Annotated in this window: 19 protein-coding genes and 2 pseudogenes; 12 read left to right on the top strand and 9 right to left on the bottom strand. The window is 42.8% G+C overall.

Annotated features, from left to right (window positions below):
• Window positions 1-37: 37 nt before the first annotated feature.
• Entirely contained in the window at window positions 38-1,300 is a 1,263-nt protein-coding gene (locus tag H6G40_RS14785; RefSeq protein ID WP_002739713.1) for a glycosyltransferase, read from the bottom strand.
• 77 nt (window positions 1,301-1,377) lie between these two features.
• A complete protein-coding gene (locus H6G40_RS14780; RefSeq protein WP_002739566.1) occupies window positions 1,378-2,373 on the bottom strand; it encodes a formylglycine-generating enzyme family protein in 996 nt (331 codons plus the stop codon).
• Window positions 2,374-2,460: 87 nt separating this feature from the next.
• Here H6G40_RS14780 and H6G40_RS14775 point away from each other — a divergent pair, with 87 nt between their 5' ends.
• From H6G40_RS14775 to H6G40_RS14765, 3 genes are all read left to right on the top strand, one after another.
• Window positions 2,461-3,801, top strand: coding sequence for an ArnT family glycosyltransferase (locus H6G40_RS14775; protein ID WP_002739507.1), 1,341 nt, complete (start codon window positions 2,461-2,463; stop codon window positions 3,799-3,801).
• Window positions 3,802-4,166: 365 nt separating this feature from the next.
• On the top strand, window positions 4,167-5,876 hold the full coding sequence (gene menD, locus H6G40_RS14770) for a 2-succinyl-5-enolpyruvyl-6-hydroxy-3-cyclohexene-1-carboxylic-acid synthase (protein WP_190537883.1): 1,710 nt from the start codon (window positions 4,167-4,169) through the stop codon (window positions 5,874-5,876).
• A 170-nt stretch (window positions 5,877-6,046) separates the two neighbouring features.
• Window positions 6,047-7,276 carry a hypothetical protein gene (locus H6G40_RS14765; protein ID WP_190537881.1) on the top strand — a complete coding sequence of 410 codons (1,230 nt, stop codon included), beginning with the start codon at window positions 6,047-6,049 and terminating at the stop codon, window positions 7,274-7,276.
• A gap of 6 nt (window positions 7,277-7,282) precedes the next feature.
• Here H6G40_RS14765 and H6G40_RS14760 read toward each other — a convergent pair whose 3' ends face one another.
• The 4 genes from H6G40_RS14760 to H6G40_RS14745 form a co-directional block, all read right to left on the bottom strand.
• Window positions 7,283-7,693: a salt stress protein, Slr1339 family gene (locus H6G40_RS14760; RefSeq protein WP_002739611.1), complete on the bottom strand. Its 411-nt coding sequence runs from the start codon at window positions 7,691-7,693 to the stop codon at window positions 7,283-7,285.
• A 236-nt stretch (window positions 7,694-7,929) separates the two neighbouring features.
• On the bottom strand, window positions 7,930-9,915 hold the full coding sequence (gene dndD / locus H6G40_RS14755; RefSeq protein WP_002740195.1) for a DNA sulfur modification protein DndD: 1,986 nt from the start codon (window positions 9,913-9,915) through the stop codon (window positions 7,930-7,932).
• A 157-nt stretch (window positions 9,916-10,072) separates the two neighbouring features.
• The gene (locus H6G40_RS14750; RefSeq protein WP_190537879.1) at window positions 10,073-11,716 is read right to left on the bottom strand and encodes a vanadium-dependent haloperoxidase; all 1,644 of its coding nucleotides are present in this window, start codon (window positions 11,714-11,716) and stop codon (window positions 10,073-10,075) included.
• Between the two features lie 89 nt (window positions 11,717-11,805).
• Window positions 11,806-12,477 carry a hypothetical protein gene (locus H6G40_RS14745; RefSeq protein ID WP_123231340.1) on the bottom strand — a complete coding sequence of 224 codons (672 nt, stop codon included), beginning with the start codon at window positions 12,475-12,477 and terminating at the stop codon, window positions 11,806-11,808.
• Window positions 12,478-13,292: 815 nt separating this feature from the next.
• Between H6G40_RS14745 and H6G40_RS14740 the strand changes: the two genes are divergently transcribed.
• Both H6G40_RS14740 and H6G40_RS14735 read left to right on the top strand, forming a co-directional pair.
• Window positions 13,293-13,568, top strand: a complete 276-nt coding sequence (locus H6G40_RS14740) for a MoaD/ThiS family protein (protein ID WP_002740056.1) — start codon at window positions 13,293-13,295, stop codon at window positions 13,566-13,568.
• A gap of 130 nt (window positions 13,569-13,698) precedes the next feature.
• Window positions 13,699-14,574 (top strand): hypothetical protein, encoded by an 876-nt coding sequence (locus H6G40_RS14735; RefSeq protein WP_069474857.1) that lies wholly within the window; start codon window positions 13,699-13,701, stop codon window positions 14,572-14,574.
• Window positions 14,575-14,676: 102 nt separating this feature from the next.
• On the opposite strand, the pseudogene H6G40_RS14730 reads toward H6G40_RS14735, so the two are convergent.
• A pseudogene (locus tag H6G40_RS14730) lies at window positions 14,677-15,134 on the bottom strand (ISL3 family transposase); the annotation flags it as partial.
• Between the two features lie 758 nt (window positions 15,135-15,892).
• Between H6G40_RS14730 and H6G40_RS14725 the strand changes: the two are divergent.
• From H6G40_RS14725 to H6G40_RS14705, 6 genes are all read left to right on the top strand, one after another.
• Complete coding sequence (locus H6G40_RS14725) at window positions 15,893-17,044, top strand: acyl-CoA dehydrogenase family protein (protein ID WP_002739551.1); 1,152 nt, start codon at window positions 15,893-15,895, stop codon at window positions 17,042-17,044.
• A gap of 102 nt (window positions 17,045-17,146) precedes the next feature.
• On the top strand, window positions 17,147-18,790 hold the full coding sequence (locus H6G40_RS14720) for an alpha-keto acid decarboxylase family protein (RefSeq protein WP_069474856.1): 1,644 nt from the start codon (window positions 17,147-17,149) through the stop codon (window positions 18,788-18,790).
• Window positions 18,791-18,934: 144 nt separating this feature from the next.
• A complete protein-coding gene (locus tag H6G40_RS14715; protein WP_190537877.1) occupies window positions 18,935-20,326 on the top strand; it encodes an IctB family putative bicarbonate transporter in 1,392 nt (463 codons plus the stop codon).
• A gap of 264 nt (window positions 20,327-20,590) precedes the next feature.
• Window positions 20,591-20,725, top strand: coding sequence for a hypothetical protein (locus H6G40_RS23730; protein ID WP_277927695.1), 135 nt, complete (start codon window positions 20,591-20,593; stop codon window positions 20,723-20,725).
• Between the two features lie 93 nt (window positions 20,726-20,818).
• The gene (locus H6G40_RS22865) at window positions 20,819-22,159 is read left to right on the top strand and encodes a peptidoglycan-binding protein (protein ID WP_199309430.1); all 1,341 of its coding nucleotides are present in this window, start codon (window positions 20,819-20,821) and stop codon (window positions 22,157-22,159) included.
• A gap of 113 nt (window positions 22,160-22,272) precedes the next feature.
• Entirely contained in the window at window positions 22,273-22,488 is a 216-nt protein-coding gene (locus H6G40_RS14705) for a hypothetical protein (protein ID WP_190537876.1), read from the top strand.
• Window positions 22,489-23,005: 517 nt separating this feature from the next.
• On the opposite strand, the gene H6G40_RS14700 is transcribed toward H6G40_RS14705, so the two are convergent.
• The gene (locus H6G40_RS14700; protein ID WP_190537874.1) at window positions 23,006-23,929 is read right to left on the bottom strand and encodes an AAA family ATPase; all 924 of its coding nucleotides are present in this window, start codon (window positions 23,927-23,929) and stop codon (window positions 23,006-23,008) included.
• Between the two features lie 454 nt (window positions 23,930-24,383).
• Between H6G40_RS14700 and H6G40_RS14695 the strand changes: the two are divergent.
• Window positions 24,384-24,725 (top strand): annotated as a pseudogene (locus H6G40_RS14695) (hypothetical protein); the annotation flags it as partial.
• Between the two features lie 6 nt (window positions 24,726-24,731).
• Here H6G40_RS14695 and H6G40_RS23340 read toward each other — a convergent pair.
• The gene (locus tag H6G40_RS23340) at window positions 24,732-25,115 is read right to left on the bottom strand and encodes a hypothetical protein (RefSeq protein ID WP_242028764.1); all 384 of its coding nucleotides are present in this window, start codon (window positions 25,113-25,115) and stop codon (window positions 24,732-24,734) included.
• Between the last annotated feature and the right edge of the window lie 101 nt (window positions 25,116-25,216).

Genomic DNA, 25,216 nt, shown 5'->3' with positions numbered 1-25,216 from the left:
CTCAATTTTGGCCCACCATTTTTTTGCTTCTAGCTGGCTATTTTGTCACCCGCCAACTGAGTTTAAGATTAACCCAAAAGTTCCAAACCGTGACGATAGCGATGGCGATGAAGTTAGCTAGATAGCGATTAATTCCTAAACCATTAAAGAGAAGGTTGAGCAGCAAGACGTTTAAAATTAAACCGGCTAAACAGATCAAATTGAACTTGAAAAATCTTTTCCAGCGTTTATTCCAACCCCGTTGACGAGCAGATAAATCGCCAAAAGTCCAGCGATCATTCCAGATAAAATTATTAATAATTGCTAATTCAGCGGCGATGATTTTACTGCGGGTTAATCCCCAACCCAAAGCGGCGGGATCACTGAGAAGATAGAGAAAGGCCATATCGACAAAAACCCCGGTTAATCCCACTAAACCGAAGCGAATAAATCTATCTAAAGGTAGATTGACAATTGCATCTAAAAACCTTAATGGCTTTTGAGAGCGCAAACGCAGCAGATGGAAGATATATTCTAGCCATTGTTTCCAAGTTACCTTACTTTCCCCCTCTAGCCGCTCTTGGAAGACATAACCCACTTCTCCGATGGTTTTGATGCGACCTTTGCCGATGACTTCTAGTAAAATTTTGTAACCGGTGGGATTGAGAATCGGACCGGCGATCGCTTGACGGCGGACCATAAAGTAACCGCTCATGGGATCGGAGACGCGACCGACCACCTCTGGCAGTAGAATTAAACCAAGGATTTGAGCGCCGCGAGAGAGAAATCGTCGCAGCAGACTCCACTCGCTCACTCCTCCTCCTTCGACGTGACGACTAGCAAGAGCTAAATCGGCTCCTTTTTCGATAGTTTCGAGGAGATTATAGAGAATTTCGGGGGGATGTTGCAGATCTCCATCGATTACTCCTAGTATCTCACCCCTTGACCCTTGCCAACCCCGCACCACTGCCGACGCTAATCCTTTTTCTCCCTGACGACGCATCACCCGCAGTTGCGGGTAATCCTGGGTTAATTTGCTGGCTAATTCCCAAGTGCGATCGGGACTGTCATCATCGACGATAATTAGTTCATACTGATCGGGAATTTTTCGATCGAGTAATTGACTGAGATTCTCGACTAGGGGAATAACGTTATCTCGCTCGTTATAAGTGGGAATAACTAGAGATAATTTGAGTAATTGCGGCGAATCTCTGAGAATATAACTATTATTGCTGGTAATTTCTTCAATTTGCTCTAAAAAAGGAATTTGCAAAGAGCCGACGGGGGTGGTTAAAAAGGGATAGGGTGGAGAGTTGGTCACTCGCTTACACTCACAGACTAAAACAGGTTTAGAGACGCACAATTTACCGGCAAAGTTGTTGAAACCAGAATTTTGAGCTAACTACTGGCGATGCGGAATCCTAATACACTATAGCGATTATCCGGACCAAATTGGCCTCGACTAGCGGAGCGACATTCCCTCAATTCTGTCCCCCAACCACCTCCACGCAGGATGCGATAACGATTGCCGGTGCTATTAGGATCGGCCGGCCATACTTGGTCATCGCTGGGAGCATTTTTATAGTTGCGATGCCAAGGATCGGCACACCATTCGTATAAACTGCCATGTAAATCGTATAATCCGAAGGCATTTGGGGGAAAACTGCCTACAGGGGTGGTTTTAGCTCGAAATTCGCTCTCTCTTTCCACTGCATAGGGAAATTTAATGGCATAGTAGTTAGCGAATTCACTGGTAAGGGTGGCACCAAAGTAGAAGGGTGTGGTAGTGCCGGCACGACAAGCATATTCCCATTGTGCCTCGCTTGGGAGCCGATAGTTTCTGCCGGTGGCCCTGGAAAGTCGATCGCAAAACTCGATCGCATCATACCAAGAGATGCTATCGACGGGTAAATTATCTCCTTGGAAGTGGGAGGGATTGGGGTTTAAATCGCGGTTAATTTTGGGCAGATTAGCGACAATTTGCCATTGTTTTTGGGTTATCGGGTATTTACTCAGGTAGAAACTGTTCACCTTGACTAAGCGCTGGGGTTTATCACTACCAGTAAAGTCTCCTTTTTCTCCGTCCGGTGTCCCCATGATAAAAGTGCCAGCAGGGATAGCAATCATCTCTAATCCCGCAAGGGTTTCGCTGTAGTATTCGGCACTGCGGGAATTGCGCTCGATCACGAAACCGCTAGGATCGAGAGTGACGGTTTCAAAGGAAAAGCTTTGTCGGGGGGGAAAAGAGGAATTTTGGGGGGGTTGCGGGGGTATGATTGCTGTAGCGGTGGAGGGGGAAAAAATATTTTTTCTATCTAGAATCGCTGCCAGTCCGACTCCTGCACCGATCAGACTGATCCACTGGCCAAATTTACGTCTGTTTACTTTAATCATCCCGATTTTTCTGTCATTATCACCCCATCCATTATACCATGAAATTCTGACTCTTATTTAGTCACTGCCACCTATCCTTAATAATCGATGCCCAGCTTTTTGACTGTCCATAAACATTGGTTGATTGCAGCAATTATCACCTGCTTAGGTGCTTTTTTGCGAATCTATAATTATGATTCTTTGCCTCCAGATAATTGGACTGCTGACGAATATGCTTTTGCTTGGAGTGGCATGAGTTTATTACAAACGGGTATCCCCACCAGTTGGTCATGGTTGAGTCCCACGGATAATTTTCCTACGGTGGTTTGGGAAGCGAAAAATATCCGTTATCGTTTGGTGACTCCCTGGTTTGATCATCCTCCTTTATTTGGTTTATTGGTGGGTTTATTTGCTCTTTTAGGAGGAGCAAAGACTTTTTTTGATTGCAGTTTAACTATTATTAGAGTTCCTTCTTTATTCTTAGGTATTGCTGCGATAGTTTTGGTCTATTTACTGGCTCTCAAGTTGAGTAATCTATCGATCGCTATAATCGCTAGTTTAATTTATGCTACCAATCCCAATACAGTTTTCCTCTCTCGGTTAGCTATTAGTGAAAATTTAATGATTTTTTTGTGCTTATTGGTTGTCTTACTTTATTGGCAATACTATCAAAATCATCGGAAAAAATATCTCTACATCGCCGCTTGTTTAGCTGGTTTAGCCTGTTTAGTCAAAGTAACTGCTATTTATTTAGTAGTATTATTAATTGTCCTCTTGATTTACGAAAAGCAAGGACGAGAGGCCATTTATGTGACTGCGATCGGTGCTTTCTTTTTCTCTCTCTATTTTCTCTACGGTGCTATCTATGACTACGATTTCTTTCGGAAGATATTTCAAGAACAATCCCTGCGCTTCGAGGACTTTAACTTTGTCAAATATCTAACCACTCCCACGGTATTTTTCGAGGATGGTTGGCTAATTTTTAGCTGGTTAACCCTCTTACCCTTTCTCCGAAAGAATCCCGCTAGTCCTCAAGTTAGATTACTCGCTTTACCAGTAATCCTCTACACCTTAATTTTAGTTGCCACGGGAGCGCAAAGTCACTTTTTTACTTGGTATATGATTCCTTTTTATCCGTTTATGTTTATTATTCTAGGCATCTTTCTCGATGATTTTCGCCAAGAAACGGACGGATTAACTGCCTCAATTATTTTTATCTTTCTGGGAGTTTGGTCGATTCATCTCAATTTGACAGCCTGGATCTTAGCTTCTCCCTACGGTCGCTATTATTTTATGATCGGTACGGCAGCAATTCTGGGAGTATTCTATCTCAAGGATATCTTTGGTCTCTTTAAAAAATTCTGGATTGATCGCTTTACTTTTCTGCTCTTCTTGGCCCTGCTGGCAGCTAATATCAATGTGGTGTTAACCTATAAGTTTTCTGGTTAAAACTTAGCAAGAAAGGAACCCGAAAAGGGATAAATTGGCCCGGGAATCGAGAGTAAACTTAACCCGGATCGCTGACTTGAAAGAGGGTGTGGGGTGTGGGGTGTAGGAAAGGAAACCTCTTTCATCTGTGGGGGTGAAAATTTTTTCATCGGGACTGACTCAGGAATAACTTATTCTTGGCCAGTTCCAGCCAATGTTAAATTTATTAATAGACTGTACTGCATTTAAACTGCGTATTGAGAATTTTAGTACAAATGCTCAAACTCCTTTTCCCCGCTCATAGACAGTCTTAACGAGTAATTTAGATAGTTAACAGTATAGACTCTTTAACCGATTGTCCCCTAACCTTTGCACTGAACTGATAAATGTCGATCGATTTTCGCAATCTTAATACACTTTGGGGTTCTATTTTAGTCGAAACATTGGCCCGTTTGGGATTGAAGATAGGGGTGGTTTCTCCCGGATCGCGATCGACTCCTTTAACGGTAGCCTTGGCAAGACATCCTCAGATTGAAGCTATTCCCATTTTAGACGAGCGCTCGGCCGCTTTTTTTGCCCTGGGATTAGCCAAACAATTATATCAACCGGTGGTTTTAGTCTGCACTTCCGGCACTGCCACGGCTAATTTTTATCCCGCAGTCATTGAAGCAAAAGAAAGTCATGTCCCTTTATTAATTCTAACCGCCGATCGCCCCCCAGAATTGCGTCATGCTCATGCCGGTCAGACTATCGATCAAGTCAAACTCTACGGTAATTATCCCAACTGGCAAGCGGAAATTAGCTGTCCTAGTGCCAATATCGAGCGTTTACGCTATCTCCGTCAAACTATCATCCATGGGTGGTTGCGCTGTCTCGATCCTGTCCCCGGAGTGGTGCATCTGAACTTACCATTTCGGGATCCCCTCGCACCAACTCCCGATCTAGAAATTAACAATTTAGAGGCTAATTTTGACCAAGAGGCTTTTTTTAGCCATATATCTCGGCAAAATATCCCCATTAACCACTCAATTCTCGAAATTCCTTCTTTACCCTCCAAAGGAATTATCATCGCGGGATTAGCTTCCCCGCAAAACCCCGAAAGTTACTGTCAGGCGATCGCTAATTTAGCCCGATCGCAACAATATCCCGTCTTAGCAGAAGCTTTATCTCCTCTGCGAAACTATGCAGGGTTAAATCCCCATCTGATCACTACCTATGATTTATTATTGCGGAATGCTGCCATTAAAACCCAATTAACCCCCGATGTTGTCCTGCAAATTGGGGAATTACCCACCAGCAAAGAATTACGGACATGGTTAGAAGAAATCGACTGTCCGCGCTGGATTATCGATCCCCATCCCGATAATTACGATCCTCTACAGGGAAAAACCGGACATCTCAGGGGAAATATCGAGCAATTAGGGCATCTATTCCCAGAAAAACCCGATAATAACCGAGAATATCGAGAATTATGGCAAAAATTCGACCAGCAAGCTAGATTTAAAATTGATCGCCTTTTGGCAGCAGAAACTAAACTGATTGAAGGAAAAATCTCCTGGCTGCTCTCCCAATACCTCCCCCCCCGCACCCCGATCTTTATCTCCAATAGTATGCCTGTTCGCTATGCCGAATTTTTTAACCCGCCTAGCGATCGCCAAATTCGTCCCTATTTTAATCGCGGGGCCAATGGCATCGACGGCAACCTATCCACTGCGATGGGAATAGCTTATAAAAATGTCCCTAGTCTGCTATTAACGGGAGATTTAGCCCTATTACACGACACAAATGGTTTTTTAATCAAAAAATATTTTGTTGGCTCCTTGACCATAATTTTAATCAATAACAAGGGGGGAGGCATTTTCCAGATGTTGCCGATCGCCAAATTTGACCCTCCCTTTGAAGAATTTTTTGCCACTCCCCAAAATATTGACTTTTGCCAACTCTGTCACACCTACGGTATTGATTACCATTTAATCAGTGATTGGACTGATTTTCAGCAAAAAATCGCAGTTTTACCGGAATCAGGCATAAGATTACTAGAAATATCCTGCGATCGAGCTTTTAATACCCAATGGTTCCTCAGTAATTATGTGTAGGGTGTAGGGTGTGGGGTGTGGGGTGTGGGGAAGTGGGGAGAATAAAGCTGCCTATTGCAAGAGTGCCTATTGCCTATCCTGATAGGTAGCATATACTCAACGGATTTAGTATTAATTCCCTTTTTCGAGAAAGTGAATACAATGGGTGGAAAGCGCGTTAAAAAGGTCCGATGAATCGACAAAGACGGCAAAAATCAAGACAATTTTCTCCCCCCAGATATTCTATCTTTCCCCCGGAGCAATGGCGATGGGGAGTGACTTCTTTGGTGATTAGTTTAGTCTTGTCCCTACTGATTTTAAAACTGAATACCTCTAGTCTCTCCACTGCCACCATAGATACTTTAAATCCCTCCACGGTGGGGGAGAATTTGGCCGGTAAGAGCCTAGATGAGTTAGAAAAGCAGAAAATCGCCGAATTTTTGCAAATTACCCCGCCAGAAACCCTCTTAACCATCGATCGCACTCCTTTGTTTATTCTCCACGACACAGCTTGGAGTATGACTGCGGGTAACATCGAAGAACAGAAAAAATATGCTCGCGGTCCGATGAAATTGGGTCCCAATGTTTACATCCCCCGCAAACAGAATTCCAAGGATAGAGATATTTTAGACTCGATCGCCCGGCCTTTTTTTGAACGTCACCGTCCCACTGCCACTTTTTATGAACAAGCAGCCGAAATGCTGCCCGCAGACACCAGAGATCAATTAGTGCGTCAACTGTGGCAACTTACCCCAGAAACTATCCGCGTCAAGGGTTTTGCAATTGCTTTAGAGGGTGTTCCCTTGAGTACGCGATCGGCCTCTGAGTTAGAAAAAAGAGCGAGAATTTGGTTAAATACGCCTTCAGAAGCCGTCTTTAGGCGTTTAGTCAAAGAATATCCCACAAATTACTTTGATGGGGCAAAAACTACCGCATTATGGGCAACAGAAGCGATTTGTCAGCAGCTATCTCACCCTAGTTGCGATCGCTTGCAGCTGGTTTTTGCCGAAAGAAATCGTCGGGTTATCTCCAGCGTTAACATTGAACTGGTACAAGCGCCAGGATCCCACTGTTTGACCAAAGGACGCTTGCAAACCCTCCCCGGTTACAGCGATTTTCAATACCAGCAAACGGCGAAATATTATCTCCTCGCAGCCTTACAAACGGGACAACTACCGCAAATTGTCAGCCATTTTGCCGTGGATAGTTTTCTGATTAATCAAGGAAAATATCCCCATTGTGACCCCCGGGGTTTTGATCTACAACGTCTCTACAATCTCATCAGTGAAGCTTTGGATTATGACCCCGGCACTGTTTATGGTATCGTCCCTCGTTACGGCACAAATATTATAGCTGGTGATAATATTTGGTGGCATAATCGAGTTTTTGATGCGGCCAATTTACCCACAACTTTAAATTAGACCTGATCATTTAGAAATATCCACTTCTCCCAAAGCTTCTAGATAGGTAATCGCCGCTTCTAAAGGAGAATCGTAGCTATAGGAAAACTCCTCAAACCAGCGTCCTTCCTCCGATTTGGCATCCAATTTATCTAACCATTGCTTTGCCTTTCTAGTTAAAGCTTCTCGCTTGCGCTGCTGTTTTAATGCCGACGCTTTTTCTTTTTCCGCTGCCTCCTGTTGTTCCCTTTCTTGGTTTTCTAAGGCTAAAGCTTTTAAAAGCGCATCGGTAGAAGAATCGCCGGCATAATTAACCTTAAATTCGGCTGGGAAACGCTCTTTTTCTTGGCGAGAAGAAGAGGACGGCATCGGTTTTTCCCGATCCCGTTTCTGGTATTCTGCCTTCATTTGTGCCAGTAAATCTTCTATTTCTCCCATAATGGTCAAGTTAGAAAGTAAAAAGTTAAAAAGATAATTGCTCTGATTGCCTCTGCCTTAATAACTAAGTAGCTAGTTATAATTAAATTGAATATGGCACCCCCCTTAATCTCCCCTTGATAAGGGGGGTGCTGATCCCCCCAAAAGCTTGGATTGACTGATAAAATCGAAAGTAATACCCGATGTCTCAAGTTAATCGGGGGAGGATTTTTGGGGAATTTATCTCAGTCATAATTTTACCAAAAGTAGCGGTCGGGGTGAATAGTGGTTTGACGTTGTTGGGAATTGTATTCTAGCAGGTATTTTCTGGCGATTACTTCCTGTTCTTCTAATAAGAGTAGCTCATTTTGTCCAATTTCTGTATCGGTAGAAAGGAGGATGACTTGAGAGGAAGCAGCGGGAAAGTAACGTTCAACTAAATTATGGCGATGGGAAGAATCTAAACGTCCCAGGGGTGTATCGATAGCGATGGGTAAATCTCGTCCGGAAACTCGCGCTAATCCCCACAAAAAAGCGATCGCTAATAGTTGTTTTTCTCCGGCAGAAAGACGGTGTTTAGGAACATTTTGTCCATCGGGACCAAAGAGAGATAGACCAAAAGTATCAGCATCGATCGCTATTTTCTGAACTAGATCGGACTTATGCAATAAATAACGAAAACATTCCGCCACTTCTCCCTCTAATCTATTTAATTTTTTTAAAGTTAAGCGTTCTTTAAATACTTTTAAAGTTTGCTGTGCTTTGACAATAGCATTAACGATATGTTCGTTACTTTGCGATTCTAAAGCTTTCTCACTATAGGCAAATAATTCTTTTTTAGTTTTCTCAATTTTCTTTTTGATTTCCTCATAATTTTTGTGGCTTTGCTCGTATTCCCCTTGAGCATTTAGATACTTTTTTTGAGCAGTTTTTAAGTTATTACTCAGGGTTTCGTATTCTTCGGGAGAGGCTGCTACTGCTAATTCTCGCTCTAAATTATCTAAGTCAGTTTCCAGATTTTTTAATTGTTCTATTGCTTGATGAGCGAGGTTAATTTGTGCCGGTAATTGATGGGTTAAGACTCGATTTAATAACTCGATCGCCTCCTCGTCTAAATCTAAGTAAGAAGTAACCAAAGAATCGTTATCCTCAGCTAAAAACTTATTTTCTTGCTCTAAAAACTCCCTAATATTCTCTAATTGTTCTAAAGTTAAACTTAGTTGTTTTAAATAAGCAAGTAACTTTTTATCTCTAGATTCTAAAACCGATTGAGCGACTTGAGCAGATTGAAATTTTAGCTCTTTTTCTCCCTGAATTTTAGCAGCTTCTAGGAGAGGAAAAATTAACTTTAATGGTAATAATTCCCCCGCCAATTGACCTAAATATTCTCTCTGTTTATCTAACTTTTTATCTACCTCCTTTTTTCTGCTCTCTAATTGACTTCTTTCGGCGGCAATTTTTCCGCCATCAATGCGAAATTTATCCGAGACTGCATCAAAATCATTTCTAACCAAATCTAAATTTTTTTGTTGAGTTTCCATCTCTTGCCTAGCCAATTCTAAATCCTCTTGGTACTGGGCTAATTTTTTCTCAATAGCTTCAATAGTTGCCAGTTCATTTTCTGCTGCTAATAACCGGCGCTTACGACTAGCTAAAATATCGAGATCAACGGCTAATCTTTCCGCTAATTCTAACCCTAATAAAGTCTGCATCGAATCCTTAACGCTGTCAGGAGGTACATCCTGTTCTGCCAATTCTTTTACCTGTTCCCCATCAAATAAAAACAGGTTAGAAATACCCAAAGGTAATAAAGTTTCAATATATTCATCCCAAGTATTAGCTAAGGCAGGATCGGGCCAATCTTCATCTAAAATACCGAGAGTATCCTTACCATCTTTGGGCTGTTTTGTCCAGTATCTAACGATACGATATTGTCGCCATTGTTCATTAACCAGATGTTCAAAAGCCAGTTCAATTCTAGCCTGATCGATGAGGGAAGCTTGATTATTAACTGCTTGACTGAGAAACTCGGCATAACTTAAATTATTGCGAGTAGAACACTTTGCCCGCGCACCATACAAAGCCAAACGAATCGCATCCATTAAAGTAGTTTTGCCGCCGCCATTCATGCCTCCCAAAAGGATAATCGGACAGGGATTGTTATCTTTTTCAGGACGTAAATTAATCACTTGACGACCAGCGTAGGGTCCGAAATTTTGCAAAACTAATTCAGTAAAAATCATTAACAGTCAGGGGTGAGGAGCGGTAATTTCTATCCTAGACAAGTATAACAAGCGATCGGAGCTAATCTCCCTATTTTCGGCTTGTGGGATGGGCAGTTAGGGAGAAAGTAAAATAGAGACGTTGGGGGCAACGTCTCTAGGAAATTTAGCAAAAGGTCTAATTTTTATTTAATTTTGCTTTTATCAGGCGTGTTAGGGAGAAAATACCGCCTAGGGTCAAGAGGGCGAGAACATTATCCGCTTCTGGAGTAGTAACGCCACCGTTGATAAAGAATTGAGAGCGGTTCCAAACACTGCCCCCCACCCTGCGACCTAAAATTCTGCCTTGAATATCGCCGTCGAGGAAGTGAATACCGCCATAGCGACGGGAAATACCGGCTTCATCCGCCGCTTCTGAGAAAGTATCCCAAAAGAGAGTTACCGAACTACCCGGAGTGATGTCCGGTTCAAAAGCTGAAGTACCGGGGGCAAAGGTGACAGAACCACCAAAGTCATCGCTACCAGTGAAAAGACGCAGGATTTCCGCCCCAGCGGCACTAAAGGCACTATGGCCAGAGGTATATTCGGCAAAGGGTGGCGAAGGCGCTCCAAAGGGATTCTGGTAGGTGAGAAATTGGGTAGCGGGAATAGTGATTGTGCCTAAACCGGGGCCGCCCCAAGCGTTAATTTCAAAGACTCCATCGCCGTTACTGTCAGTCCCGATTAAACCCAAGCGACCTAACTCGCGAATCACGCGCACGGGACGGGCAGAATTATAGGATAGTTTCGCTTCCCAGGTGGCAATCCCCGCGTCCATAACCGCATTACCGAGGGCGAAGAATAACTGCACATCTTCGTCAAGAGTATTATTATCCCGCTGCGAGATATCTTGCCCGAACTCCATCCATGTACCCGGAGGGAAGGGGGTTCCAGGGCCATCTTCCCAAAATTCAGCAATTAGTTTCTGTTCGTCGGTGAGATTGGCACTGAATGCCACCACATCAACCGCTTGCTGGATGAAAGCGGGATTGATATCTACTCCCACTAAAGCAGCACTAATAGGAACCACTGTACCATTAGCCCGGGTGATCGTTCCCGCCTGTAAATCCGCCGAAGCGTTGGGATCTAACAGAAAACGGATGATTTCAGGGGGACGGTATTGAGCATTATCGGTTAAAGAGAAGGATTGCACCGTTCCCCAGTGGGGGGTGAGATATCTCTGTAGTGCTGAACCAGAATCGATGGGAACACTCTCCGGAGTCCAGAGTTCGATATTGACCACTTGAGTGGGAGTGTTGGGGGTGCTGTAACCGATGGTATCAACGTAGTTGTTTAACTGATTGGAACCGTCATTACGACGGGCATTCATCAGTGTGGCGGCGATGGTGTTACCGATTCCCGCTGCCGTAGTGGTATCGGTGCTGGTATTGTTGGGGTTGTAACCAAGACTATTCATCCGAGCAGTCAAATTAGCCGTTTGTGTGGGTAGCAGTTCCGTTAACACCCGATAGGCGGCAAAACTAATCGCTTCCTGTTTATTGGCTTGAGTATTTTCGCTCGTAGGACGTTGTAAAGTATCTCCTAGAACGGTACTAATGGGGGTAGCTTCGTAGGCTGACCAAGCATCGTACATAGCAGTGCCAAGGATGCCATAGAGCCGAGAAGCTACCGTTGGTCCCTGGGGTTGATTTCTAACACCTTGAGTGGCGGCACCAATCCAACCACTAGCCACCGTGACCGCTTGAGCAGATGACACTGGCAGCAAGGCAGTGGAAGCAATCCCTAAAGGAAAAAGGGTTAAAGAGAGTATTTTTTTGTACATAACCGGCAAATGGGAATAAATGGGCGGAAAGCGGGGAAAAACAGACCAAGAGAAGGATTATCCCTCAGATAATTTCAATTCAGGCCAGCTTAGTTTTTGGGTCTTTGGACTCTCCATAAAATTCCCAGGGTTCCCAAGACAACTAACCCCACAGAAACGGAAGGTTCAGGAACAGGGGTTGAAAAAACCGCTAACTGCTCATCACGACAGGGGAAAAGACCATCCCCTGGGGTAAGGGTACAGCCACCATTAAAGGTGGTTAACTGTGCTTGTAACAGTGCGGAGTCGCTACTAGCTGGCCCGTGGTCGCGAACTACGTTCCACACTTCTGCTGTCAAGGGATTGAATAACCCATTACCAAACAACACTTGATTAGGATTAGGCAGTTGACCGATACCGACTTGAGCAGAGAAATTACCCAGTCCATTTAAACCAATTACTTCTCCATCGGCAAAAAATGCCGAAGCATTGACGGTAGGATTGGAGAAGTCGTCTTCACCACAACCCCCGACGCAAAACTCAGGGTTATTGAAGATAACCCACCACATTGTATAGGCAGCCCCAGGGGATAAATTGCTAGTGGACACGGTACTGGCAATTCCCGTCGCCGTTCTAGTTAGGGTTCCCGTGGAACCAGCAACGGTGCCGCTATTAACCAAGTCTAAAAGAGATACGTTTTGAACTAAAGCCGCTTGCGCTGGGGAGGTAGCGACAAATGCCCCTAGTAAAGCGATGGTAGAAACCGTTAATTTTTTGATCATTTTGGGCTTTGAATTTGTACTATATCAGTTGATTAGCAGCAGAACTTTTGCGGAAGCATTAGCGGGGCTACTCCCAAAGACAGATGACTAACTTTTCTGCTCAGTCTAAGCGCATTTATGCCCAGCGTCAAGTTAAGTTTTTTTAAAAGATTGCATCGTACTGTAGGGGGAGGCAAAGCTTAAAAAAAGCTCAAGTACAGCGATTCTCATTTTGAAAGGATTTTGCGTTGTTTCAGCGATCTAGAGATTCGTTAAGAATTATTAACCCCTCTAGGTGCAAGGGTTTTAATGTCATGAAACCTTAAAATGAGAATTGCTGGCTCAAGTAAGCTCCGATGGACAAAACTGGCTGGATAAGTTTTCGACAGAAATAATCCTTGGGCTGCCCATTTTCCCTTTTTTTGATGACTCCTCAGTAGATTACTTTGGTTCTTCCGAACTTACACTGTAGAAAATTCCTCAAGCTCCCTCTCTGCACAGCAAGGCTCTAAAGTTGATAAATATCAATCTAACAAAAACTCAAAGCCTTAGTGTACAAACTTTACAAGCATGAGTTATTGATAGTTTTACATGACAGGTTCGGTAGAGCCATTACTTTTTTCAAAACTATACCTATCAATCGTTTCGGACTCTTTTAAGTTTTCTATCTTTTTGTTAAGAAATGTATACATAATGGAGGTAATAAGGGAGAGGGCAGTATCATGACACAAGATGAAGATAATTGCCAATTCAGGTCTAAATTGGCAAATCAATTTTCACGGAATAAATCTCAAAAAGCTTGTATTCCTGATCAGTAAGACAAGAGGAACACCACAATGACCACCTTAAACATTGCATTTTCTGGAACTCTCCTACGATTTGTGGACTACCAAAAAGAAGTTTCCCTAGAAGCGGAAACCATCTCCAAAGCTTTACGGACTCTCACGGAAAAATATCCCTCTTTAACGGCTTCTCTCTACGATGCGAATGGCGAAGTTCGCAAAGTTCATCGACTTTTTTTAAATGGGGAACAGCTTTTCTCGAATGAATTAGACCGCAGTATTCAAGAAAATGATCGCTTGCAAATTTTAACGGCAATTGCTGGTGGTTAATTAAAAATATTAAATAATTCCCAGCTTTAACTATCAACAGGGAAGATTAACTGTTTCGTCGGGCAGGTTTATCTACTTACTTCCCTAGTCTTATTTTATTGCCACAAAATCTTTAGCCGAGGACGACAAAATGGTTAGTACAGTTGCCGCAACTACTCCCACTTCATCCCCACCGAGAACCAGTGAACTTACTCTCGCCGCCTGTCCGACTTTATTCACTCCCTTGCAGATGCACCAGCGAGAACTTTTGCGCTTAGGATTAAATGGTTGGGCGGGATGGTTGCGCGATCACTTGATGAGTATTCAAAAGTTAGTGGAAAACTACCAAACCAGTATGGTAGTTGCCATGGCCCATCTGCGCTACATCAAAAATGTCACTTTTCACGATTGCGAAACGATTCAACTCGTCACCCGTGCCAGTTGCATTAAGGGGGGAGTATTATTAGAAATGCCCTCTAGTATCTTGGCTGATAATCAAGAAGTGGCACAGGTAAAAATCAGTTTACGTCCAGTAACAATCACCGATCAAGTGAGTTTAGGAGCAAAACCAGGGCGATTGCCAGAGGAACTGATAAATTTATTCTCGGAAGAAGAAATCTCGAAAAAATTTGAACGTCCAGTCCAAAAATTAACTAAACAAATTGAAGAACAAAAACAGGGTGAATTAATCGCAGAAGGTCGTTATCCCTTCCAATTGCACCGCTATGCTCTTGATTTTGCCGATCAATGGGCTTTTATGGAAGCGGCAGCCTACATTAATGCTAGTCGGGAAAAACTGGTTCTTGGCCAAGGTAGCAAACAACCAGCTCTGAAAGTGGGTTTCAGTAATCCCCTACAAGAAATAGATATCGAACTGCACAAACCCTATTTTCTCCTTGATGAAGGAGTTGTGGACACGAAAGTCTATCTTTGGCAGCACCGAGTAGTTTTTATCCATCGCTTACTAGGTTACGGCACGGGGGTGGAAGAGAGTTACGCCACGGCGATCGAACAATTTGACCAGTAATCATCTAAAATCTCGCCAAAAACAGCGATCGGTCAATTGAGTACCGATCGCTGAGTAGGGTTTGCGGCAAAAAGATGGCTCTTCGTTACTCTTTATGCTAAATCAACAGACAAGATGCCTAGATAACATACTTCTAACCCAAAAATTCCGTTTCTAAAGCCATAGCCTCTCCGTTTTATTAGTTTCAGTTTATTGTTGATTCCCTCGACCACCCCATTCGTTGTCCTTCGCTCGAAATAACTAATTATTTCTCCAAAACAGTTTCGGATTGTTTGACAACTCTTGGTAAAAACAATGGAGGATTTTGCCAACCATTCCGAGATAGATAGCATTCCCTCTGTCGGATTCTTTGAGGTTTCGTAAATCCTTCTGAATTCTTCCTTTAATTCCTGCATCTCTTTCAAATTTGGAAAATTTTCTTTGATAGCTTCTAGTTTGAGTTTTTGGGGTTCCGTTAAATCTTTTTCATTTTTTAACAGGCTATATTTACTTCGCTTTAAAACTTCTAGCTTTGCTTCTTTTTCCCCTTTCTGTTTTTTATTTTTCTGCGCTTCTGCCGTTGCTTTTTTATTTTTCGATTCGGAAAACTATAACGATATTTTCTAGGTGTCGATAGCCTTGAATAGAGGTTCCTTCTAGGTTCAAAAATTTGTCAAGTATCATAAGTAGGGTTTGCTGAAAAAGTTTGTTGGTGGAGTTAGGAGTCAGGAGTCAGGAGTCGGGAGTCAGGAGTTTCAGGCTTTGTTGCCCTCTCTTTCGTACTAGGTTATGTACTATGGCAAGGATAATGCAAGGTTTTTGAGGATACCAATCCGATTTTCGCAGCATGAACATTGGATTTTAACAGGTCAAAAGCCTTATTTTAAAAAGGTTTTACCATTATTCAGCAAACCCTAAGTAAAATACTCTGGTTTTTGGCTATTATATCAAATCTTAACTCAATTGTCTATCTTTTGGCATTAACCTGTTTGTGCCTAAAATCTTTCCCTGTATGGGTTTCAGTTATTTTTGGGCATAGGCTCTCTGATCAAATTTTATTTTAAGTTAATTATTTGCATAACAATTACCGAAGAGCCGTACTTTTTGATTTCCAAAAAGTCTAAAAGTCTTACCCAACAAGGTTTTTAGATTTATTCAGCCAGCCCTAGATACTGTCCTCGATTCAAGCGGCCATGTCTAGCCCCTGGTCTCCACCGCTTAAACTGTCTGTTTGTCAAGTACAATTTATACAAAATAAGTGCGATTGCCCTGCTAAGTATATAGGGACAAAAAAATCCTTATCCGGAAAAAATTGAGACAAGAGGTTGATAAAAACATCATGAATCGTACCCTAGCCAAAAAAATAGCAGCAGAAGTCGATAGTCGTTTTGGCAATTTTATTCGCAAACGCATTAACCCCGGAGTTTTAGAACGGGATGCCAATGGTACTTGTATACCAGAAGAGATTTTTGCCGAAGCTTGTCGTTTAGGGATGACTCCCTATCCTGTGACTCAAGAATTAGGAGGTGGAGGGGCTGATCAGCTATCCTGGGGAATGATGCTCGATCGAGTCGGTTATCTCTGTCAAGATCTATCCTTTCCCTTCGTGATTTCTCTGCGCGGTTCGGTGATGAGAATGATCTACAAGTCAAAACGACAGGACTTGATCGAACGTTACCTGAAACCGATGATCGCGGGGAAAAGAGCACCCGCTTTTGCCTATACCGACGGTGCGGATCCTTTTTCCTTTAACACCTGCGTCAGAGAAACCCAAGGCGGATATATCCTTTCTGGCAAAAAACTTTTCACCACTGGCGGTTACAATGCTGATACGTTTATGACCTATGCCCGTCATAAAACGGATAGTTTTGACGATCTTAAGGTTTTTTTGGTGGAAAAAGAATTCCCCGGAGTGGAAATTGTTCCCTTACCCATGGCAGGATGGCGCGCTGCTGGCATCTCAACGGTACATTTTCATGATGTTTTTCTTCCCCATGACTCGGTGATGGTGGCGGCCGATGGGTTAAGTCATGTGCAGGAATTTTTAAACGCCCGTCGTTCTATCTTGGTTAGTCCCGTTTTGGGCAGAATGGAGGCAATTTTGGAAGATTGTGTCAAAAGTCTCAGTCATTCCATCCGTTACAATCGACCCTTAACCGCTATGCAATCGGTACAGGCAGAGATCGGTAAAATGTATAAACTGCTAGAAACCAGTCGCTCGATCGTCTATCAATCCCTAGAAGCTGAGGCCTCTGGTCAGGTAGATCCTCTCTGGGAACCGATTACTAGCTTAGCTAAATCCTATGCTACCGACAGTGCTATCGAATTAGTTTTGATTGCCCAACGTTTGTTAGGAGGGGCAGGACAACTGAAAACTAACCATTACGAGCGTTATTTGCGAGATTTCTGCGGTTTAATCCCCGGAGGTGGCGCTCAAGGTACTCTAGATGTAGATCTGGGAGTTGCTATCATTAGTAAATATGATATGTAAGTTAGTCGGTCTTTTCCTAGCAAGAGCGGTCGGCATTTTGGCTGAAAGTGAGTAAGGAAAATTCCGCACCGACACCCTGCTCATCTTTGCGAGAAAATTGCTATGATCACCATCGGCGAATATTTATTCCAGTGTCTCCATAGTTTAGGGGTTAATCATATTTTTGGGGTGCCGGGGGATTATGTCCTCGATTTGATGGATGTTTTGGTGGAAAGTCCGATCGAATTAGTTTGCACCTGTAATGAGCTTAACGCAGGTTATGCCGCCGATGCCTACGCGCGAGTTAAAGGTATGGGTGCTGTCTGTGTCACCTACGGAGTCGGGGGGTTTAGCCTCGTTAATGCTGTGGTCGGTGCTTACGCTGAAAGAGTTCCCCTGGTGGTGATTAGTGGAGCTTCCGATCGCTCGATTCGCCGGGATAATTTATTATTACACCACACCACGGGCGATTATAATCTGCAATTTTCCATCATGGAAAAAGCCACGGTTGCCTCGGTTATTCTCACTAATTCCGCCCAAGCAGCTAGTCAAATCGATCAAACTTTAGCCGCTTGTTTGCATCACAAACGTCCCGTGTATATCGAAATTCCCCGGGATCTGGTCTATCGTCCCTGTATCCCCTCAGAAAATCCAATTTATTTAACCGATAATCTCACGGATACCGCCGCTTTAGAAGAAGCCATTGAAGAAGCGGTTTTTTTATTAGAAAAAGCGGAAAAACCAATTATTTTAGCGGGGGTAGAATTTCATCGGTTTAAACTCCAAGATAAGTTGCTGAAACTTTTAGAAGTAACGGGTTATCCCTTAGCTACCACTATTTTAGGTAAGTCGTCAATTTCGGAAATGCAGCCGCAATTTATCGGCACTTATGTGGGAGCATTAAGTCGCGAATACGTTAGTCAACGGGTGGAAAATGCCGATTGTGTCCTCTGTTTAGGAGCGATTATGTCCGATATGAATTTAGGGGGATTTACGGCTAATTTAAATCCCAATAATTTGATTAATGCCAATTCCGAGAAAGTAAAAATTAAACATCACTTTTACCAACCAGTATTCTTAGGGGATTTTATCGATGGTTTAATTGATAAACTAAGTCACAAAGAAGCGGCTACACTAGAGATTAAACCCGCAGCCGAATTGAAGGATTTAGAATTCATTGCCGTGCCAGAGCAAAAATTAACTAATGCTCGTTTTTATGAGCGAATGAATCATTTTATCGCTCAAGAATCTTTTGTTATTTCCGATACAGGGGACGCAATTATTGCCACGATTGATTTATTGATGCCTCAAAAAACCGACTTTATTGGTCAAGCATTTTATCTCTCTATTGGTTATTCAATACCCGCCTGTTTAGGAGTAGCTTTTGCCGCACCCAATACTCGTCCTATCGTCTTTGTGGGGGATGGTGCTTTTCAAATGACTGCCCAAGAACTTTCGACAATTATCCGTCACCATCTCAATCCAATTATCTTTTTAATTAATAACGACGGTTACACGATCGAGCGGGTAATTCAGGATAATATTTATAATGATCTACAACCGTGGAAATATCACCAATTACCGGCAGTATTTAACGGGGAAAGTTGGAGTTGTCAAGTCAGGACAGAAGGGGAATTAGAAAAGGCTTTATCGATTGCCCAGGGTAACATCGATCGCCTATCATTTATTGAAGTACATCTTGATCGTTTTGACTGTTCCCCAGGCTTAACTCGTTTAGGTCAAGCTGTACGTTCACCCCATGTTTAGACTGGTTATACTATTAGGTTTTAACTGTGTGAAGCTGCCCTAAGACACCAGACTGAAACTCTTTTCGCTCCCAAGAGTCAACAATTAAGATACAATCGGTATCTTAATCAAAGTGTGATGGTGACAACCGCAACTAAAAACCCTATGAATGCTTTTTGGAAACAAATCACCCTACTGAACTTTTCCCCCGCTTCTTGGTCAAAATATAGCTATCTGCATCGTTTCGTCGGCCTTTTTAGTCAATGGCGACAGGGTAGCCGGTTTGTGGAGTGGACAGAACTGATGGGTGCGCTGTTAATCTCTCTTCTTATCGCCACTGCGCCGTTTTTCTCCACCAGTCAAATCGGGTTTTTATTGTTAGCAATAGCGGGTTATTGGCTACTCTTAACCCTTGTGGATGAAGGCAAAATCGGGGTGACACCGATTCACATTTTAGTGCTTTTATACTGGGGAATTGCCACGGTTTCCACGGCTTTTTCTCCTGTTAAAACCGCAGCTTTGGAAGGATTAATTAAATTAACTCTCAATCTCATCTTTTTTGCCTTTACCGCCCGAATCATGCGATCACCACGCCTAACAAATTGGATTCTGACTACTTTAGTTTTAACCGCTTTAGCAGTCAGCGTTTACGGCATTCGTCAGCAAATTTTTGGTGCGGAACAGTTAGCAACTTGGAACGATCCCACTTCAGAATTAGCGGGGGATACTAGGGTTTATAGTTATCTCGGTAATCCTAATTTATTAGCTAGTTATTTATTCCCTGGTATTGCTTTTAGCGGTGCTGCATTATTTGTGTGGCAGGGATGGCTACCGAAAATTTTAGCGGCTTTATTAACTTTAGCCAATGCCGCTTGTTTATTTTTTACCGAGAGTCGTGGCGGTTGGATTGGTTTGATGGTCTTAGGAATCGTCTTCTTATTGCTATTATTTTATTGGTTCAAAAATTATCTACCGTTATTTTGGCAAATATGGCTTTTACCCTTAGTTTTAGGGGGTTTAGCCGTGGTGATTTTAGGGGCGATTTTATTGGTGGATCCGCTGCGAATTCGGGTGATGAGTATTTTCGCTGGCCGGGAAGATAGTAGTAATAACTTTCGGATTAATGTTTGGGATGCAGTTATCCGCATGATTCAAACTTATCCGCTTTTGGGCATCGGACCGGGTAATGATGCTTTTAAGAAAATTTACCCCCTATTCATGAAGCCAAAATACACGGCTTTAAGTGCCTATTCTGTGCTATTAGAAATCATGGTAGAAACGGGAATTATTGGTTTTACCTGTTTCCTCTGGTTATTAGTCACAACTATCGGCCAAGGCATCCATCAAATTAAACTTTTGCGCGATAAAATGGACAGTCAAGGCTTTTGGTTAATCGGGGCAATTGCCGCTATGGCTGGAATTCTTGCCCACGGTTTCTTTGATACAGTTTGGTATCGTCCCCAAGTTAGTACCCTCTGGTGGTTAGTTTTGGGTTTAATTGCTAGTCGTTGTTATTCCCCCGCTAGAGGTTTTGATCGTGGCAATTCTCTCCTCTAGGGGGGCGAAATGGGGGAGCATTGAGGAGTTATTTCAAATTACGGATAGGACTGCTCTGAAGGGTATTTGAAGCTCGTGTAGGTGTAGGCGAGGGGGATTATTAAGAAAAATCACAAACCCCCCATCCTACCATCTCTCAGTGGGCAAAGCAAGAGATAATTAAATTAGATCGTTTCCCAGTTTGTTCTGCGCTTGGCGCGATTTCCTAACTGCAATAACGAGAGTAAATCCCTGTGGCCGTTATAGAGACGAGGGAGGAAAATAATGGATCGTTCTCTTAAGTGGGCCGTGGCGATTGTCATAACTCTAATCCTCGTGCTTTCCCCGGTCTTTTTCCAGGGCTGTGGGGCAAACGAGTGGAACCCGATTTCCCTCGGCAGTCTCGCCAGACTTAGATAATCCTGATGTACCAACCACAGTATTAATTGGCGATCAGTCAAGACTCTTAAAAGTCAGAAACAAATAGATATTTAGGAGATGAATTAGAAAAAAATGGAACTTACAACAGCACTAAAAAATGAGTATTTGACCCTTTGGCAAAACTGCCAAATTAACCCTGCCTACGCAGAAGGTGTTGCTTGGTATGTCAAACAAATTGAAAGATATCGTGATACTTACGAATCGGTAGCTCAAGAAACTGATGTTCCTTGGTTTGTTATCGCGGTTATTCACGGTATGGAATCAAGTTTTAAGTTTACCAGGCATTTACATAATGGCGATCCCTTAACCTCGCGCACTGTTAATGCACCTCCTGGAAGGCCACAAGGCGGACAACCGCCTTTTACTTGGAAAGAATCTGCCATTGATGCTTTGGAATATGATGGTGCGACTGCGATACGATCTTGGGATTTACCCACTGTCTTTTGGTTTCTTGAAGGGTACAACGGTTGGGGTTATCGGACAGGTCTGGGGCGCGACACGACTCCGCCATGTCGAAGTGCTTATATTTACTCAGGGACTAATCATTACATTAAAGGAAAATACGTTGGTGACGGCGTATTTGATCCTAATGCAGTCAGCGCTCAAGTCGGTTGTATGGCACAACTGAAAGAACTGGAAAATAAGGGTCTGATCCGTTTATCACCATCGGCGATCGAAGACGATCCAAGTCAGGTGGGATCGGTCGCTTCTTGGCAAAACATTCTTAATGGTTGTGGTTACTTTCCTGTGTTAACTATCTGTGGAGAAATGGATGAAGAAACAGTCAGCATGACTAAAAAATTCCAGAAAGACTTAGGACTAGAAGAAACGGGAAAAGTTGACTTAATAACGTGGCAAGCAGGACTTAATCACGCAAAACTACCCGGTTGGTCAAACATTACTCCCATAGTAGTGGGACATGGTGCGATAATTGAACCTCGCACCGTGACTCAGAAACTTTACGATTTCTACAGCAAAACTAGCAATTATGATAAGGTTTATGCTGATGTTATGAGGTGGTATGGAACTACTACCAATGCTTGTGTTGCTTTTGTTACTAGCGCACTGCGATTATCAGGATATCCTATCCCCAGAGAAAACAACGATTATGGCAATATCTCGTTGTTGACAACGGCTTTATCTCACTATCTACAAGATAGGAAAGGTTGGAAAAAATCAACAGATACAAACAATCTTCTCCCTGGAGATATTATTTTTACAGTCGGCGGACAGTTCGGTAACGATAAGGATGGTGTACCGATTCCCAATCACGTTTATATGTTTGCTGGTTGGTCTGATCGAGCTAATCATATAGCATGGGTAATTGATAATCAGGGAAAATATCGCCATACCCGTCATACAAATGCAATTCCGGGCGGGAAAAGTGCCTTTGCTTACTTCCTCCGTACTTAATAGTTGACGATGATCTGGGTGGGTTACGCGATTGTTAATCCACCCCAAGTCTTCAGTTATCTATCTTGAAATTACTTCAATAAATAACACTTGAGCCAATAAAGGAGACCGAAATGGCACCCTCAACTAAAGGCATTTTAGATGATAGTTTATTTGTCAGACCTGCTGATGGTGAAAAGCTATCCTTTCCCATCTTGAGCGTTGGCGGTTCAACGGCTGCTTATTCAGCTACACTTGGAGCTTTGAAAGCAGGAGCTAAGGTTTGCTGGCGTTGCTTAATCAAGGTAGGTATGAATGCTAATTTTGCATATATCAAAAAGTCAGTTTGAGCCTGAGTTTTAAAAAATGTAGATGCAATGATTCATACCCAAAGTCAGCAACGCCGGTTTGCTTAGTACAACCCCAAAAGGTTTTAGGAGGACAATTTACCGCCGAAAAAGAAGAAACGGTGATTGTGGGATACATCGGGGATAAACCTGTTGCCTCTCTTACCTCGAACTTAAAAGAAGAGCAGATCAAATTTGCTCAAAGATTCTCAAACGCTTGACTGATTGTTGTCACCTTTTCAAAACAGGATTTAGTATCAGCTATCGAACTAATTAATTAGTACACGGCATCAAAGCAAGCTGTGATCGGGTGATAATTTTTAGAGATGTCCACTTTTGATTCCACACTGTGAACAAAACATTGTTTTCTCCTGAGAGCAGATTTTCCGTGGACTCACTAAATATTTTTTACCCAAGCCTTTAGTTAGCTAAGGTAATACTAGCAATTCATAGATCGGCTCTACCAATTTGGCAGAATTTAGAAATATCCTGTAACTTACCGTTCATCAATAACTGAAATTTAAGCATAGATGCGATCCTCGATCACCACCGATTGTAGAAGTCTTTCCACGATAGCTTTAGCTTGACGACCGTGACTAGGAATCAGACGATGGCAGAAGACATAGGGAGTGATAAACTTAACATCATCGGGGATAGCATAATCGCGACCTTCCAAGAAAGCGTAAGCTTGAACTGCTTTTTGCAAAACCACACAACCCCGGGGACTGACTCCTAAACTAATATCTTCATGATCACGGGTAGCGCGGACTAAATCGACGATATATTGCTGTAAAGTGGGAGCTACCTTGACCAGACTGACTAATCTTTGCAATTCTCCCACCTGTTCTAAGGAAATACAAGCTTCTAGGGATTCAACCGTCTCTTGAGAATGCTGTCTTTGTAACATTTTTAATTCTTCTGTGGCACTGGGATAACCCAAACTCAGGCAAACGGCAAAACGGTCCATTTGTGCTTCTGGAAGCGGAAAAGTGCCTTGATATTCGATTGGGTTTTGGGTTGCGATAACAAAGAAGGGTTGGGGGACCGGCCGCGCTTCTCCATCGATGGTAACTTGTTTTTCTTCCATGACTTCTAGAAGTGCCGATTGGGTGCGCGGTGTGGCCCGGTTGATTTCATCGGCCAACAGGACGTTAGCAAAAGCGGGGCCAGGGATAAATTCAAATTCGCGACTGTTGGGGTTCCAAATCGTCGTTCCCGTGATATCACTAGGAAGGAGGTCGGGGGTGCATTGTACCCGTTGGAAACGACCGTTAATTGAACGCGCTAAGGATTTAGCTAACAGGGTTTTGCCGACTCCGGGTACATCTTCCAGGAGAGCGTGGCCACCACTGAGTAAAGCCACCAGCACAATGCGAATCGATTCGGTTTTGCCGACGATGCTCTGGCTCAAATTTTCCATCAAAATATCAATAGCGTCTCTCATAGCACAAATGGGGTATTTTGTCAAGAAGATTAATGTTAAGTTTTTTTGATCTTAACGATTCTTTTCCCAATTTGCCCATACTAGGGAGAAAAGTTGACAGACAATGGCGGGAAATTTTCTGCTAGGGAGCTAATCGGGGTTAGGGTTGTGAGCAGGGAGAAAATTAGTTAAGGTTGGCTGAATAAATCTGAAAACCTTGTTGGGTAACACTTTTAGACCTTTTGTCAATCAAAAAGTACCGGATATGGGAGTGATCGGGGGAAAATCCCTGGACTTTTTCCCTGAAAATTAGGTAATTGACCCCCTCAAAATCGGTAAAACCCCACACCCCACACCCCACACCCCACGAAAAACTTTTTGCCGCAAACCCTAGTTAAGAATTGTTGCCAGTGGGCGAAATCAAGATTTTAAGTCGGTTCAGTCTGATAAAATCGAGAAGAATTTCTCCTAATCGATGAAGATAAAAGCCAGTGCGCTCGTTTTTAGTCTTGTTTTAGGCATCGCAGCCAGTACATTAACCAATAGTTTGCCCGAAAATTTGACTTTCAATTCTCGGAAAATATTGGCTCAAGATCAGGCACCTTCCTGTCCCCTCCCTCCAGATATTGCCGTCACTTTTCGCAATAGTGAATGTCAGGCAGTTACCCTAGAAAAACCCCAGACTTTTTTCCGTTATTATAGTGACGAAAATTACAAAAAAGGTCGTTTTCTGACCACGGATCAATATACCACCAATGTGGAGGTGATCAGAAATTTAGCCCTCGATCAAAAGTGGAATCCTCCTGAGATGGGGACAAGCGAGCTAGAAGGTAGATAGGGCAAGCGATATCGCTCTTTGTCCTTTGATGTAATCCTTCAACCGATAGCGGCTAATTTGCATTAGCTCTTCTATATTTTTTGGGAACATTTGATGTAGCTGTAGCCAATAATAGAGATGTTGACCCACATAAAAACTGCTGTGTCTGCGTTGACCTTTATATCTTTTTTCTGGTCTTGTAACATATTTTTGGATTCCCATATCCTTAATTTTTTTACCTTGTAGTGTGGCACTTGTAGAGGCGATAGCTATAACAATTATCAGCTTTGATAGGTATTGCGGTGCTAATTGAGAACCTTCTAAGCTATAGCCTCCCGACTTAAAATCTCGGAACATCTCCTCAATATCAAATCTTTTTTGATAGACCATTATTGCCGTCTCTAAATCCCCAAAATTTGTCAGAATATATCAAGGTTCTTTTGTTTGAAAAACCCCATAGTTTTTTTCCACTTACCAGCTAATTTAAACTG

It is taken from the genome of Microcystis viridis FACHB-1342, from assembly GCF_014698335.1.
GTDB classification, from domain to species: Bacteria; Cyanobacteriota; Cyanobacteriia; order Cyanobacteriales; family Microcystaceae; genus Microcystis; species Microcystis ichthyoblabe_A.
This window is presented reverse-complemented; position numbering and strand designations above follow the sequence as displayed.